This is a genomic window from Streptosporangium roseum DSM 43021, from assembly GCF_000024865.1.
In the GTDB taxonomy this organism is placed as follows: domain Bacteria; phylum Actinomycetota; class Actinomycetes; order Streptosporangiales; family Streptosporangiaceae; genus Streptosporangium; species Streptosporangium roseum.
The window spans coordinates 7,304,878-7,319,799 of sequence record NC_013595.1; the positions used below are offsets into that span (position 1 = coordinate 7,304,878).

Annotated in this window: 10 protein-coding genes; 4 read left to right on the plus strand and 6 right to left on the minus strand. The window is 66.5% G+C overall.

Going from position 1 to position 14,922, the window contains the following annotated elements; all coding sequences use genetic code 11:
- Window positions 1-75: 75 nt before the first annotated feature.
- From SROS_RS32075 to SROS_RS32085, 3 genes are all read left to right on the plus strand, one after another.
- Window positions 76-849 carry a tyrosine-type recombinase/integrase gene (locus SROS_RS32075; RefSeq protein WP_012893085.1) on the plus strand — a complete coding sequence of 258 codons (774 nt, stop codon included), beginning with the start codon at window positions 76-78 and terminating at the stop codon, window positions 847-849.
- Window positions 849-1,292 carry a hypothetical protein gene (locus SROS_RS46360; RefSeq protein WP_012893086.1) on the plus strand — a complete coding sequence of 148 codons (444 nt, stop codon included), beginning with the start codon at window positions 849-851 and terminating at the stop codon, window positions 1,290-1,292. The genes SROS_RS32075 and SROS_RS46360 overlap by 1 nt, the downstream gene beginning before the upstream one ends.
- 353 nt (window positions 1,293-1,645) lie before the next feature.
- Window positions 1,646-2,068: a hypothetical protein gene (locus tag SROS_RS32085; RefSeq protein ID WP_012893087.1), complete on the plus strand. Its 423-nt coding sequence runs from the start codon at window positions 1,646-1,648 to the stop codon at window positions 2,066-2,068.
- Between the two features lie 201 nt (window positions 2,069-2,269).
- Here the strand turns inward: SROS_RS32085 and SROS_RS32090 are convergent, their stop codons facing one another.
- Together SROS_RS32090 and SROS_RS32095 are read right to left on the minus strand one after the other, a co-directional pair.
- On the minus strand, window positions 2,270-2,824 hold the full coding sequence (locus SROS_RS32090) for a transposase (protein ID WP_012891563.1): 555 nt from the start codon (window positions 2,822-2,824) through the stop codon (window positions 2,270-2,272).
- Window positions 2,821-3,402 carry a helix-turn-helix domain-containing protein gene (locus tag SROS_RS32095; protein ID WP_012887023.1) on the minus strand — a complete coding sequence of 194 codons (582 nt, stop codon included), beginning with the start codon at window positions 3,400-3,402 and terminating at the stop codon, window positions 2,821-2,823. The genes SROS_RS32090 and SROS_RS32095 overlap by 4 nt, the downstream gene beginning before the upstream one ends.
- 168 nt (window positions 3,403-3,570) lie before the next feature.
- Between SROS_RS32095 and SROS_RS32100 the strand changes: the two genes are divergently transcribed.
- A protein-coding gene (locus tag SROS_RS32100) for an IS5 family transposase (RefSeq protein ID WP_148269739.1) occupies window positions 3,571-4,411 on the plus strand; the annotation gives its coding sequence in 2 pieces (ribosomal slippage) (window positions 3,571-4,187 and window positions 4,186-4,411; 843 coding nt in all).
- 18 nt (window positions 4,412-4,429) lie between these two features.
- Here SROS_RS32100 and SROS_RS32105 read toward each other — a convergent pair.
- From SROS_RS32105 to SROS_RS32115, 4 genes are all read right to left on the minus strand, one after another.
- The gene (locus SROS_RS32105; RefSeq protein ID WP_012890594.1) at window positions 4,430-5,251 is read right to left on the minus strand and encodes an APH(3'') family aminoglycoside O-phosphotransferase; all 822 of its coding nucleotides are present in this window, start codon (window positions 5,249-5,251) and stop codon (window positions 4,430-4,432) included.
- A 591-nt stretch (window positions 5,252-5,842) separates the two neighbouring features.
- Window positions 5,843-6,076, minus strand: coding sequence for a hypothetical protein (locus SROS_RS50135; RefSeq protein WP_148269270.1), 234 nt, complete (start codon window positions 6,074-6,076; stop codon window positions 5,843-5,845).
- Window positions 6,077-6,493: 417 nt separating this feature from the next.
- Entirely contained in the window at window positions 6,494-12,664 is a 6,171-nt protein-coding gene (locus tag SROS_RS32110; RefSeq protein WP_043653341.1) for an RHS repeat-associated core domain-containing protein, read from the minus strand.
- A 1,243-nt stretch (window positions 12,665-13,907) separates the two neighbouring features.
- Window positions 13,908-14,807: a hypothetical protein gene (locus SROS_RS32115; protein WP_012893090.1), complete on the minus strand. Its 900-nt coding sequence runs from the start codon at window positions 14,805-14,807 to the stop codon at window positions 13,908-13,910.
- Window positions 14,808-14,922 lie beyond the last annotated feature (115 nt).

A 14,922-nucleotide genomic window follows, 5' to 3' on the forward strand; every position in this document is an offset into this window, starting at 1 on the left:
CCGTGCCCGCCTAGCCGACGTCGCCGCGTTTCTGCGCTGGCTGGTGCCGAGCTGCCCGGCGCCGGTCTTCTGCAGGTGACCGAGGACCACCTGACGCACTACCGCGACGGCATCGGCACCGGATCGGCCCGCGCCGGCTTGGGCCGCCCGGGGGTTGCGCCGGCTCCCGCCACGGTGGCCCGCAGGTTGTCGAGCCTGTACGGCTATGCCACCCGCCGCCGTCTCATCGCGGTCAACCCTGCTGACTCGGTGGAGCGGCCTAAGGTCTCTACCGTGGGCACCACCCCGGCCCGCACCGTGGAGGAGGCCACCGCCCTGGTCGACGGCGCCGAGACCATCAGTGCGGCCTATCCGGCCGACGCCGCGGCCGTGGCGCTGCTGAGCGTGTGCGCGGTCCGCGTCGGCGAGTTGGTCGCTCTCACCGTCGGCTCGGTGGCCGCCGACGCCGGGCACATGGTGATCCTGTTTCGCCGCAAGGGCGGCAAGACCGACCGCATGCCCATCCCGCCCCGGGTGCGCGCCTTACTGGAACCGCTGCTGGCCGACCGCTCCCCCGGCGAGCCGCTGTTCGTCCGAGAAGCCGACCGGCCGTTCGACCGCTGGCGGATGACCACCGCGCTGCGCCGGGCCGCGACCGCCCCCGGCGTCGACCACACCAAGCTCACCCCGCACACCGCGCGAGCCACCGCCGCCACCGCCGCCCTCGACGCCGGGGTACCTCTCGCCGACGTCCAGGAACTCCTCGGCCACGCCTCCCCGGTCACCACCCAGCGCTACAACCGCGGCCGCCGCAAACTCGACTCCCACGCCGCCTACCGGATGGCGTCCATCCTCGGCGGAGGTGCCTGATGACCGAGTCCGGCTCGACACCGAGCCTGCACGAGGCGCTGGCCACGATCGCCGCCGCGGCGCGCGCCGCCTACTCGGGCGGCTCCCATCTGCGGGTGCGCTCCTCAGGCATCGTGCACGAAGTCGCGACGACCCGCTGGTTTGCCGATGAGCGCATGCCCGGCCCGGCCTGCATGGTCGGCGTCAGCGGCTGGGACCCGGCCGCCGCCCATCCCGACCGGGGCGCGGGCACCTGCCGCCGCTGCCTGAAACTCACCCACACCGAACCCGCCGACGAGCAGTTGGAGCTGTTCGGCGCAACCGAGCCGGACCGGGCCTGTGTCGAAGAGGGCGCGGATGTGGCGGTGCCTGACCAGTCGAATCCGCAGCGTCCGGGGCACTCGGGCCCGTGCCGACACGGGTCGATGTTCCGCACCTCGTTCCTGATCTCTAGCAGCGTGTGATTGATCTCCAGTAGGGCTGCGATGATCCCGATCGGTGCAGCCAGGCTCTTGTCGAGCGTGGGCAGGTCGGAGCCGGGAACGTCGGCGATGACGTCGATGGCGGCCTCGGCGATCCGAAACAGCGCCTGCTCGGAATCGCCGCTGGCGATGAGGGTTCGGTTCATGCCGGGAGCATTCCAAGCCGGCCAGCCTCATGCAGGCGGTTCTCCCCGGACTCCGTCGCCTCATTTCCGGGAGCATTTCTATAAGAGCATGATCGGCGCGCGGTGGCTGCGGCTGTTGTCCTGCGTGGCCGGGCACGGCGTCGTTACGCTGATCCGACCCCCGGCAGATCACCGCGAAGGGCGCGCATCATGGCGGCACCGCAGGCGGAACCGACCTGGCAGTCGATCAGCATGCTGGCCATGCTGACCGCCCACGTCGAGGACGGCGTGACCATGGTGCGCGAGCAGCGTGCCACTCTGGAGAGAGGCCTGGCCACGCCCTACGTCCTCGATGACGCCATCGTCGCCCGAGTCAAGCGGCTCTTCACCCAGACGGCTGCCGATAACGAGATATTCGCCGAGCAGGGCTGGCGCTGGGCCGCAGCGGACATGAGCGCTGAGCAGCGCTGCGGCGTCGAGCGCTACGCCGCTCTGGTCGAGCAGATGCAGGCCGAGACCACTATGATCCTCGCCATCGCCGACGAGCTGGCAAAGGGAACGATTGAGACGGTGCTGGCCAAGAGCGACCTGGAGCTCGGCATCGAGGCGCTGCTGCGCGGCGGACGGCTGTAGCGCTCCCGACACGGCCGTAAGACTCCCCCCAGCTTGCCCACCTCGACATTGCTTTCGACAGGGCCCCGGCGACCACGCTTGTGGTCGCCGGAGCCCTGCGTTGTCTTGGACACGTCCCGAGCAACTCCAAGAAGTCGAGCGGCCCGGACACCCTGAGCAGATCCTTGGCAAGGGCGAGCGGGAAGACTAGTGCTTCGTTCCTTAAAGCAGGTAGACGAACTTATGCCGGAGGATTCGGGGCTGCGGGGATGGCCGTCCCCAGATCCAGGGCTGGGCGTGGGCGTTGAGTTGGGCGGTGGCGAGGGCGACCGCGTAGGCGATCTCGGTGGCGTCGGCGAAGGTCTGCCCGGCGAACGCGGCCCGGCGCAGTAGTCGCCACCAGCCCTCGGCCAGGTTCAGCCAGCAGGCCCTGACCGGGATGAACACCTGGCGGATCCGCGGATGACGGGCCAGCCATTGCCGGACCCGCCAGCTGAAATGGCTGGACAGATTGTCGGTGATGACGACGATCGGGCCACGCCGGTTGGCGGTGGCGATCTGCTGAAGCAGCTGGATCCAGCCGTCGCTGTTGCGCGAGGGCGCGCAGAAGGTGAGCTCGGTGCCGTCGCGGATGCGCAGCGCGCCGTAGACCCAGGTCTTGTCGGTGCCGCGTGAATACTCCGGCCGGTCCTTGATCCGATGCCCGCCGACCGACCAGCCGGGTGCGGGCGGGAAGGTGCGCGGGGTCACCGGTCCCAGCTCGTCGGCGCAGATCACCGTGGTGCCGGGCGGCGGGTGGGTGTAGAGGCCGATGATTTCGGCCCTTTTGGGGTGAACTGCGGATCGGTCGATTCGCTCCAGGAGCGGGTGTGCCGCCAGCGGACCTTCTCTGTGAGTAGGATCCGGCGGACCTGGCTGCGGGCGATGACGATGCCCTGCGCGCGGGCGGCGGCGGTCAGGCTGTCCAGAGTCCACTGCGCGGGACCGCTCTCGTCGTCGGCGACCAGGTCGCCAGCCCCTTCGCGAACCGGTCGTCCGGGCGGGGCCGAGCGCGCCAGGGCGATGACACACCCGCGTTCGATCTCGGTGAGCCGGGGTTTACGGCCCGCCCCGGGCCGATCGCCGAGCCCGGCCAGGCCTTCGGCGTTGAAGCGCTCGATCCGCTCGCGCACGGTCTGCATGTGACAGCCCAGCCTGGCCGCGATGGCGCTGGTGCGCTGCCCCTGCCAGCTGAAGGCGATCATCTGCGCCCGCGTGATCCAGTCGGCCGGGGCATGGCGGGCCCCGGCCAGTTTGCGGATCTGCCGCTCTTCTTCGGCGTCCGCCGGCGGACGCGCGTACAGCAGTTTCGGCATGACAATACCCCTGAGACCATCATCTCCCCAGGTCGGCGGGCAGGGATGTACGGCCGCATTCAGGAACGCAGCACTAGGAGCGATCGGAAGATCCAGTAGACCCAGGGCTTGCGCCAGGCGGCGTGAGCTAGGCAGTTTCGTTTGGATCAGCCGGTCGTTGGTCCGGGTGTGCCGTTGACTGACGCGCAGTGGGCGCGGATTGAGCCGTTGCTTCCGAACCGGACGCCGAAGCGAGGCGGCCGGTGGAGGGAGCACCGGCAGGTGATCGATGCGATCGCCTTCAAGTTCCAGAACGGGACCCAGTGGGTCCACCTGCCCGACAGGTATGGCAACTGGCGAGGTGTCTACAACCGGCTGAGGATGTGGGCCGTCGATGGCACGTGGGAGCGGGTGTTCATCACTTTGGTGGCCCAGGCCGACGCGGACGAGGACCTGACCTGGGCCGTGTCGGTGGACTCCACGATCGTGCGGGCTCATCAGCACGCGGCCGGGGCCCGCAAAAAAGGGGCCCTAGCCCACGAGCCGGGCGACCATGCCATCGGCCGGTCCCGCGGCGGACTGACCACGAAGATCCACCTCGCCGCCGACGATCGCTGCCGGCCGCTAGCCTTCCACCTCACCGCCGGCCAAGCCGGTGACGCGCCCGCCTTCACCGAGGTGATGGCACGCCTGCGCGTTCCCCGCCGACGCGGCCGGCCTCGGACCAGGCCGGAGGTTGTCTTGGCCGATAAGGCGTACTCCTCCCGCGCGATCCGTGAGCACCTGCGCAGACGTGGCATCCGGGGTGATCCCAGTTCCGGCCGACCAGCGGGGCCACCGACTGCGTCGGGGAAGCCGGGGTGGCAGGCCGCCGTCCTTCGACCGTGAGGCGTACAAGCAGCGCAACACCGTCGAGCGCTGCATCAACCGCCTCAAGCAGTGGCGCGGCATCGCCACCCGCTACGAGAAGAACGCGACCATCTACCTGGCCGGACTCCATATCGTCGGCATCTTCCTCTGGTCCGCCTGATGATCCCTAAAAAATTGATCAGCCCCAGGTGAGCGGGTCGAGATGGCGGTAAAAGCGCAGGCGCTCGTGGTCTAGGGCGATGCCGTACCTCTCGGCGAACGCCATGTCCGCGGCCCGCCCCCGCTCCTCGTCTTTCCATGTCTCTCGTGCGTTGGCGAGCAGCAGCGCCAAGTCCGCGTAGCGGTCGGCCTGTCCGAGGCGGCCCAGGTCGATGAAGCCTGACACGTCCAGGGTCCGCGGATCGAGGATGATGTTAGGCAGGCACAGGTCCCCGTGGCAGACGACCGTGTCGGCGGCCTCCTGCTCCCGTCGCCGTGGCACCTGCCGGGTGAGGCGGTCCAGTAACTCCCCAGGGGGCGTGTGCTGCTGCTCGACGGGGAGAAACTCCGGGTTGACGGCGTCACGGGCCACGACGCCGCGCGCCACGGCGACCATAGCGTCCAGGTCCCGGCGAAATGGGCACTGCGGCACCGGCACCTCGTGCAGTCGGCGGACCGCGTCCGCGATGCGTTCCCAGGCGACCCGTAGCTTCTCAGCGGGCACCTGATCAGCAGATATGCCGGAAACGGCACTGGTCATCAGGCAGGCGCCCACGTCACCGGAGTGCCAGTCGAGCACCCGGGGACCAGGTACACCCTGATCGTTCAGCCATGCGACCCGGTCACGCTCGGCCTTCAGGTCGGCTGCATCCGCAGCAGGCACGCACTTGGCATACCGGGTGGCGTCCGCGTTGCGAAAGACAGCGGCTCCCGACTCGCCCGCGGTGACAGGCAACCAGTCGCCACCACCCACGCTGAGCAGCACCGGCGATATGGCCTGAGGTCCGGAATGATCACTCATGGCGACCACTTTAGCTAGCTCGGCATATCGGCCCGGGACCGCAGAACCTCTGCCGTTACCACGTACCCGGCGTGCGGCGAAGCGAGATCCGAACGAAACGACCTAGGCCGACAACGTGTCCGAACGGGTGGGGCGGCTGGGCGATCGGGGAGGGACAGGCAGCAGAGCCGGTCCGGTGGCGATGTTTCCTCGATCGGATGACCGGAGGTCGACCAGCCTGGCGGGCCGATGCCCGGGCTCTCTGCATGTGCAGGGGAGCAGTGGCCGTGGTGTCGGTGCATGACGCCCATACCGCTGGGAGGGGGCGCGGTGAGTACGGGCGTGACGACGTCGAGAGTTTGCAGACATGGCGGGCACAAGTTCTATGGCGATCGGAGAAGTGCTCGGCTTCTATGTCCACGAAGGGGGTGCGGTCGCTCGCGCGCGGACTACCGGGAACAGAGACAGTGGTGCGGCCTCCTGTAGTTCCCTTTGCGAAACACACTGCATCAGCCGGGCGGGGCGCGCGCCCGCAAAGGATAGATCTGCCTTGCCGCAGGTCGTCGGGCAGCCAGCCGAGCTGGGCTATCCAGGCACTCATATGTGCATATGTTACTCAGCAGACTGACGTTGTCTTTTCCTGATCTTCTGCACCGACCATCCAATGAAGGCCACAAATCCCAGCAGAACGAGCACGCCGATGAGTAGCGCAAAACGACCACGCAGTACGTCCGCCAGCCACGGCAAGCTGAACAGCGCGGACATTCCGAAGATCACGCCGAATCCAATCAACCATAATGACATCATGAAGGCAAATTTTTTAGCTGCTTCTCGCGGGCGACGCATCTGGAACCTTTCATCGTTTTAGCTGGATTCTGTCTGATAACAGGCATGGCGCATCGGCTGTAGTCAGTGCGAATCGGGCATCGCGTCCTGCCACTGCTGTTCGGCCTACCGAAGATGCTCCTTGACCACCAGCGCGGCAACCGCCCCTTTGGTAGTCGGATAGTTGCCGCGCCCCTGTCGCTCAGACGATAATCGCCGCGGCAGCGGGTCCCTCTGATCATTCAAGGTTTGGCCTAGCCTAGCGCGCGGTCGACGCTCGCTAGCCACCTATTTTTCTATGTCATCCGATGAAGTGGAAGAGTAGAGCCGTCTTCGATTAGGGGGTTTATTTTCATGGCAAGTCGATTCGTCATGAAGGTGGAGATGTGTATGAGCTCAGGGCGCACATCTCCACCTTCATGAAGTCTTATTTCTGCGTCAATGTGTATTGATGGTTATTCCGACGTGTCCCGTATAACTTCCAGTGCATGGCCCGGTCATGCACTGATAGTCGACCACTGCCTGTTTAAACGCTTTTTCAAACGCCGCTGACGACATTGGCTTGCCCCCCTTGGGGGGGTTGAGCTTATTCGCTTCATCTTGCAGCCACTTGAGGGCGGGTTGCAGTTTTTTTAGAATTGAAGGCGAAAGATATTTTTTTGCAAGCGATATCAGTTTTGGTATTACCCAGGTTGCGATGCCTATTGTTGTGGCTGATCCTGTTACGAATCCGTACCAGAAGTCAAGTAGCGGATCATTGCAGTTTTTTTCGCAGGTTATGAGCTCCTTGATCATGTTAACTCCGCCGCCGACCAGTCCCCGGCAGGCTACGAAGAGGGCGCCGGTACCGATGCAGGCGGCACCTGCTGCTTCTTCAAGCGCCCAAAAACCGATCTGACACCACCACGGACAGCCTGCCCGTCCGTCCAGGTCCTTACAGCCGATTGGATCGGCGAAACAGTATTCGTACGCATTGGCTGACCCATGCGTGACAGGATCGACCTGCAAGAAGCGCCCTATAGTCGGGTTGTATAGGCGCGCTCCCATCAATACTATTCCGCCGAGGGAATCTACTGATCTTTCATGGCTACCGAGCCAGCCGTACCGAGCAGGATCGTCGGCGTTTTCAGCGCGGGGGGTGCCGTACTCTGTTTGCTCGAAGTAGGAATCGATTCCAGTGGTGAGTGTGCTGGCGTCGGCCGTGGCGACAATGTCGCCGTGCAAGTTGGCCAGTTGCAAGGCGACCTGGCCAGTGGAGCGCTGAATTGCACCTAGACCACCGGTGATACTTTTGATGTTGCGGCTCCAGGAGCCATCGGCCTCGGCGATCCAAATGGGCGCGTCGCTACCACCGGCGTAGTGGTTCACCATGGTGCCCGGACGAGTACCGCCGGTCTGCGTTGTGCTGCGGATACGACCTCGGGGATCAAGGGTGAAGGTGCGGTTAACACCGGCCTGCTGCATGGAGGCGACCATGTCATTGGCGTGGAAGCCGATAGTCAGGTCAGCGCTGCCAGAGGTGTGCGCCGTTGGCACAGTAGTGGTGCGGCCGAATGCGTCGTAGGTGTAGCCGGGGCTAGTGAGCCGATCGGCTCCGTCGTAGGTGTATGACGTTGTGACCGGGGTGCTGGAAGTAGTGCACTCACCACTTCCGCCAGGGCTGTAGACGTCCAGGCGGCTACGGTTGGTGTTGGGGGTAAAGGCGTAGGCACGTGTGGTGCACCGCTGGTTATAGGTGTCGGCCACCTTGGTCAGGCGTCCTGCAGTGTCGTAGGTGTAATCCTGCCGGCTGGCTGGGCTGGTCGTTTGGGCGACAGCTTCGCCGGTGCCCGGAGTGTTGGTGAACTCAAGCCAGCGCGTCTGGTCCTTGGCATAGGTCAGAGCGACGTTGTTGCCGGCGTTGTCATAGCGGTATTCAGCGATCAGCCAGTTGGGATAGGCCTGCTGGATGAGCTGGCCATTTTCTCCGTAAACTCCCTGAAAGGCGCCCACGCCGGGAGTGTCGACCTTGGTGAGCAGGCCTCGATGTTCTTGACGGCCCCAATAGTCGGTGCCGTCATAGGTGTAGCTCGTGGTGCCCTTGCCGTCGCTGGTGGTGGCGACCTTGCCGTCGATGGTGTAGGTGGCGCCGGAGGTGTTGCCGTCGGCGTCGGCGTAGGACACCGCGCGACCGAACGTGTCGTAGCCGGTAACGGTGGATGCCGTACCTGCGGTGACATTGGTGACCAGACCAGTGGCCGGATCATAGGTGGTGACGGTCTCCGGCATCGGAACGCCGCCTTCGGCCTCCGGCGTCACTGTGGTCTTGAGCCCGATGGCGCGTCCAGCGGCGTCGTAGCGGACGGTTGTCGCGCGAGTGACCGTTCCGGCGGTTTCGGTGGTGCTAACCGGCAGACCGAAGTAGTTGTAAGCAGCTACCTGGGATATCGGCAGCGGCTTACCGGAGGTCGGCTGAGCCTTCGGGCCACTTTGGCATCCCAGACCTGCCCACTCGGGTTTACGGCACTCGATAGGACCAGAGCCGTCAGCGGTGTAATAGGTGGTGACCGTGGTGCCGGCGTCCGCGCCGTTGCTTTGGGGCGTCTGCTCTTCGATCACCTGGCCTTTGGTGTTGTAACGGGTCTTACGAACTATGTCGGCCTGGCCATCGACGACGACAGTGGAGCGAGTCGCGGCCCGTAGGTCCCAGCCGGACTTATCGCCGCTGGCGACCGGGTCGTAGCCAGCCTTGGCGGTACGGACGTCAGCCGCGCCAGGGGCGGCGGTGCCGTCCAAAACGACTGGCTCGTGTCGGACAGTAGTTACCAGATGGTAGTTGATGTTCGATTGGGGCTTGCCTTCGTCATAGATGAAGGTGGAGCGTTCCCGGATGGTTGAGTAGGTCCCAGAGACGAGCTTTGCCTGGTGAGCTGGCCTTTCCTCGAGAAGAAGATCGCCATCGAGGTTGTAGGTGCTGATCGAGGCAAGAAGGTTGGCCCGCTCGATCGAATCGCCTCGACTGCTCACGTACGGGTTGGTGTCAGTGTTTGACGTGACGGCCTGGGCGCGGTTGCCAGGGGTGAGGGACCAGACGAGGTTGCCCTTGTCGTCGTAGCGGGCAGCGGAGATCTGCCAGGTGCCGGCGCCGAAGGTCGCGGTGTTGACCTTGCGCCCGTTGACGTCCAGGTAGGCGATCGTGCTGTCCTTGAAGTCCTCGGCCGAGGGCTGGTAGGTGCCGTCGCCACCACGAGCCGGGACCCGGGAGGCGGGGAACGTCGCCGCGCCCAGGCGAGGCAGGCCGGAGAGCTGGCCCCACTTGGTGGTCTCAGTGAGGGTCAGGTCGACCGGGGCTCCGGCGCCGCCGATCGGGACGTTGTAGACCACTGCCTGGGTCGGGTCGACGTCGCCGCCTTCGCGCTGCACGTGCGCGATCCGCCCGGAAGCGTCGTAGTCCATCCGCCAGGCTGCAAGCCCAGGTGGGGTGAGCTGGGAGATACGGCCCTGGGCGTTGTAGTAGTAGGAGGTGCTCAGCCCGGTGCGGGCGTTGGTCCTCACGCGTAGGTGCCCGGTGGAGTCATAGGTGTAGGTGGCCACCGGGATGGTCTTCATTGCCGCTGTCTCAGGGTCATAGGCGGTGAAGGCGATCTTCTTGATCAGGCCGTTGTAATCGCCCCAGCCCGATCCAGTGCCGGTCGCGGTGGTCGCTGTGGCATAGGTGAACTCCAGCGCCCGGCAGCCGGCGACCAGGGTGGCGCCGCAGGTCACGGCCGTGGGAGCGGGGGCGGTCATCCGAGTTACTCGACCCTGAGCATCCCGGGTGTAGGTGAAGGTGGATTCCTGCGGGATGTCTTCGATCTTGGTGACCAGCCAGCGTTCACCCGACCAGGTAAAGACGGTCCTGATCCCGGCGGAGTCGTGGTGGGTGACTTGGGTTGCGGAGTTCACCACGATTTTCGAGCCGTCGTCGGCGTCACCCACGCCCTTGAAGGTGCCGTCAGCGGAGACGGTGTAGCTGAGTGTTTCGCCGCTCGCGCCGACAAGGGTCAGCGAGTTGTCGGTCGTGCCGCTCTCTAGTTGGTAGTTGCTGGCGTCGGAGGAGCCGGTGGGGAAGGATGCCTTCCATCCGGGGCCGAACATCCCGGTCGGGCCGGTCGTAATAGTGGTCGTGGGCTTGAGGGTGGTGTGGCTGCGCCCCACCGCCAGGCCGAAGATGCCAGCATCGGACTCGGTCAGCGAGTAGTCACCGGTGTTCAGAGCCACCTTGCCGGGGCCTAGGTCGTCGGTGGCGTAGGAGCCGCCGAAGGCCGAGCGGTCCAGGGTGACGGTGGCCGCGGTGGAGCAGGCCTCGGCCGTGCCGCCGGACAAGCAGGCGCGGATCTGCACCGGGCCGTCCGTGCGGTTCTGGCCTTGCAGGGTCTTGGCCAGGTTCCAGGTCAGGTCGGCGAAGTCCTTGCCGGTGTCGGTGCGTATCTGCGGCCAGGAGGCGATCGGAGTGGCCGACCCGGGCACGGTCACATCGGCGGTGGGGATGGCGGCCCAGGTGCCGTTGGCGACGTCGGTGCGGTATTCGTAACGCACGCCGGTGCGCGCGGTGGGCGCGCTGGATCCCAGAGTGATGGCCTGCTGGGTGCGGTCGCCGGTCACCGGTTTGGTGAGGCCGCCGACGCCGGTGCCGAAGCTGTAAGTGGTTACCGTCGAGGTGTTGTGGGCCTTGTCGCGGCTCTTGACGTGCAGGGTGTGCCAGCCGCTGGGCAGGTCGGTGAGGGTGATGGTCTTCTTGGTGATGTAGTTGGCGACCTTGCCGTCGTCCTCAACCCTGGGGGTGGCCGGGTCGTCCAGGCCCCACAGCATCGCCATCACGTCAGTGCTGGTGGTGGTGATATCGCACTGCACCGTGGTGGCGCTGCTCCACTGGCCGTTCGGCGCCTGCGGGCAGGTGATGGCGACGTTCGGCGGGCTGGTATCGATGTGCAGCGCCGTCCATGCGGTCCATGGCGAGTACTCGCCGCCGTCGAAGGCGCGGGCCCGCCAGCGCACCGCCATGCCGTCGGCCAGGTTGCCGGCCGGGACGGTCACCGAGGCGATGCCGCCGGCCTGGACGCCGTCCACGCCGCCGGACCACAGCAATCCGCTACCGCCGCCGTCGTAGGGGGGCACGTCCGGGTTGCGCTCAACCTGAAACTCCCCGCGCAACTGGCCGCCGTCGGGGTCCTTCAGGTCGGCGAACAGCCGCGGCGTGGTGGTGTTGGTCTCGGTGACGCTCTTGGTCACCACGATCGGCGCGGCGCGCAGCGTGCCGACCGACGGGGTGGAGCCGTAGGTGACGATCAGTTTGGGCGGGTGCGCGTTCGCGCCGGTCATCTCCGAAGAGTGGAAGGACGCGCCGTAGTACAGGGTGCCGGAGGTCCACTCGAACTTGGGGCGCAGCATCACCCCGTGGTTGGCGGTGCCGGTCATCCAGCCCTGCACCATCGAGGTGATCGGCCAGGTCCACGACCGATATGGGGTGCTGGGTCCGCAGTCGTGCGGGTCCAGAACGGTCTGCTGTCCGGTGGTGGTGGTCGTCGGCTTGGTGTTGTAGGTGACGGACTGGGTCCAGGAACTGGTGACCTGCTGGACGGTGACACCCTGACCGATCTCACAGGAGGAGCTGCCGAAGCCCCACAGCTCCAGCTTGGCGTCGGTGACGTTGAGGCCGGGCTGGCTGGTCAGCGAGGCCAGATCGAACTTCACCAGGCCGTAGGAGTTGTAGCGCCGCTGGACGCCGAGATCGTCATACCAGCTGCTGGTCGTGCCGATGTGATCGGCTGAGGCGTTCGGTGTGGAGGGGTACATGCCGGTGACCGTGACGTCGGTCTGCGCGCCGAGTGTGGTGGTCGGGTCCACCGTCACCGGGTATTTGGTGGTCGGGTCGGCCAGGAACGCCGGATCCGGTTTGAGGACAAGGACCTGCTGATCGCCCCCGCGCACCACACTGGTGTCGATCTTCGCTTCGGCCGTCGCCGCCCCCGCCTGCTGCGGTGCTTCCCCTGCAGGTGAGTCGTACATGAACGGCTCGGGCGCGGAGGCGACCGTCTTGCCCTTGGCATCGGTCAGCTTCAAGCCGCCCTGCTCGGTTTCGGCAAGGGTCAGCCCCTTGGTCTCGACCGGGATCTTGAACTCCACCGGCCCGCTAGGGCGTTCCCGCAGCACCACATCGTGCCGAAAGCCCGTGGGCAGAGCGGTGACCACCAGGTCGGCGCCCGCGCCAGCGGCGTCGGGGTAGGTGGCGACGTTGTCCTTGATCACGGGTTTGGGCAGCGCGGTGGGCCAGGTCAGCGCGAACGACTGCTCGTCGTCGCGAGACATCTTGGCCAGCGGCTTGCCCTCCCCACCGGGCGACAGTTCCACGACCGCTTTGGCCGCACGCGGCCGCAGCACCCCGTTGTCCTCGATCAAGCTGGTGTCGACCGGCGTCCAGCGTTCGCCCTGGCGGATGCGGGCGACACCGCTGGTCGCCTCGACCGTGATCGTCCCGTCGGGGTTGCTGTAGGACAGGCTCGTCTCGGTCGTCTCATCGCTGATGAGAATCCGGCTGCCCTGCAGCCGGGCTGTCAGCGCCGCCGCCACCCGATCCGGGCGCTCGGTCACCTGCTTGGTCTGTGGTGTTTCCGGCTGCGGCGTCGGAGGTGCTACTGATCCTTGGGCTGCCTGCGCAGAGGAGGCCAGCAACGCGGCTGCGAGCCCCACGACCATGACTCGGTGGAGCGTTTTACGCCGGCGTAGCGGCGTGGAAGAGCGGACCAAAAAGGGGGAGTCCACCCAACCTCCATTCGGAGAGGGAGTGCAAAACGATCAAACTGTATAACCAAGATCAGAACGCTTACCAGGGTGTTCAAGATCACAAAAAGTGCATGCCAGACACTCTTCTCAACTTGCGAAAAATAGTTCAAGCTGACTCGCGAGTGACGAAAACGATCAACGCGTCATACGTTGGTCAAAAGAGTTTCACCCAGATCAAGGACGCAAAGCGGCCCGTATGCATCGTCGACCATAGGGGCGGCAAACATCGCGACTACTCGCTGTCCGTCGATCGGCCGTCCACCTCGCCGAACACGCCCGGGCCACTGGTGGATAGAGCGCTGTGCCATCACCAAGCCGGCCGCCCGGTCAAGGCAGGCGAGATCCCTCCACCAGCAGGGCAAGCGGGTGGCCGGAGCTGCCGCCTCGGACGATGCGCCCAGCAGCTGACAGCCCGGATGCGCGTCCAGGACACAACCGGTTCCGCGGCGCCTGCCTATCGCGAGCGCCGCTCTACCTCTCGGTACCTTGCGGGAACATCCGATCCCGCAAAATCTACATAAGGAACAAATAAATACGCACACGCCAGGTTTGAGAAAATGACTTGTCAAATGAGTGCGCGTCAGGCGACTTTGGGTGACCGAATTGCAGGGACAGAAAATCGACGCGGAGAAGCGCACGGTGACTGCTCGGACGACTCTCCGTAATTCGATGACTGACAGTGCGACTCTCAGAGCCAGGTCGCACACGGTAGAGCGAGGTGGTGTCGGCGGTGAATCAGGCCGGCAACAGGAGCGCCAAAAGCCTCTGCGGGCCGATGGACCTGAGGCCGCCGAAGGCGTCGTTCTGCCGGCAGCGAGGCTGCGAGAAGTTCATGGCCGGATCAGGACAGTGAGAAGCCCGTGGCCGGATAGGGACGGTGTCGGCGCCGCCGGGAGCAAGGCGGCCGACTGCCGAGTGGGACACGACCACACGCCTTCACCGGGTGCGGCGATCCGGCCATGAGACCGGCTGGAACGATCGCCACGGACCCGGCACAGGTCCGGGGTCCGCGCCGGAGCTGCGGCGACAGGCGATACAGGTCCGGGCCGGGCTACGGGGCGGCGGCGATCTCCTCCAGGCGGGCGGCGAGGCGGTCGGAGGCGCCGTCGGCCAGGGCGGCCACGGCGCGCCACCAGGCGAACCACTCGCCGCTGCGCCACATCCAGTCGACGCGCTCGATCGCGGCGATGACGTCGCCCCTGACCCGCCACGGCTCACCGGCCTGCCCGGTGGAGGCGCCGTGGCGCAGGGCCCAGCCGCGCAGGATTCCGGCGGCCTCGGCGTCCACCGGCTGCGCGTAGGGGTCGGGGTGCTCGTCCAACCGGTGCGGGCCGAGACCGGCCGCCACGCCCCAGCTCCACTGGGCCTCGGCCGGGCGGGAGTAGCGCAGCGAGTCGAAGTCCAGGTTGGAGCCGAGATCGCCGTCCGGGCGGCGGATCACCACCGCGTCGAGCCGGCCCCCCGCGTCGAAGGAGACCACGATCCGCCGGCCGGGAGCGGCGTCCTCGGGCAGCTCGACCCGGTCCTCCGCCTGCCAGGAGTTCAGGTCGGTCACCGCGACCGGCCGGCCCCAGGCCTCGTCCGCGACGTCGTCGGCGACCCAGGCGGCGAGCATCTCCAGCACGGTCAGGTCGGTCCACGGGTCGACGGCGGTCGCGCTGCGGAGCACCTCGTCCGGGGCAGGCAGCTTGCCGCCGCGCTCCCGTCGCCACCACCCCTCCCCCAGGTCACGGGTGCCGACCAGCAGCCCGGCCAGCGCCGCGAGCTCGGTGGACCTGCGGGTCAGCGGGGCGCCCCGGGCGAGGTCGGCGCAGCGTGCGACGCGGTCGGCGCCGAGCGCGGCCCCCGCCTCGCGGAGCAGGACACCCGCGTCGGGTCGCTCCTCACCCAGCAGGTCACGGATCAGTCGTCTGGCCTCGGTTCGGGCGTCCTCCGCACGTTCCTCGCGCATACGGGCCACGTTACGCCGGGCGATCGTCACGCGCGAGGGTCGCGGAGCCGGATGCCCCTCCCAGCACATCGCCCTGCCGAGCGCTCCCCGCACAACACCGCCCTGCCGAAACGCC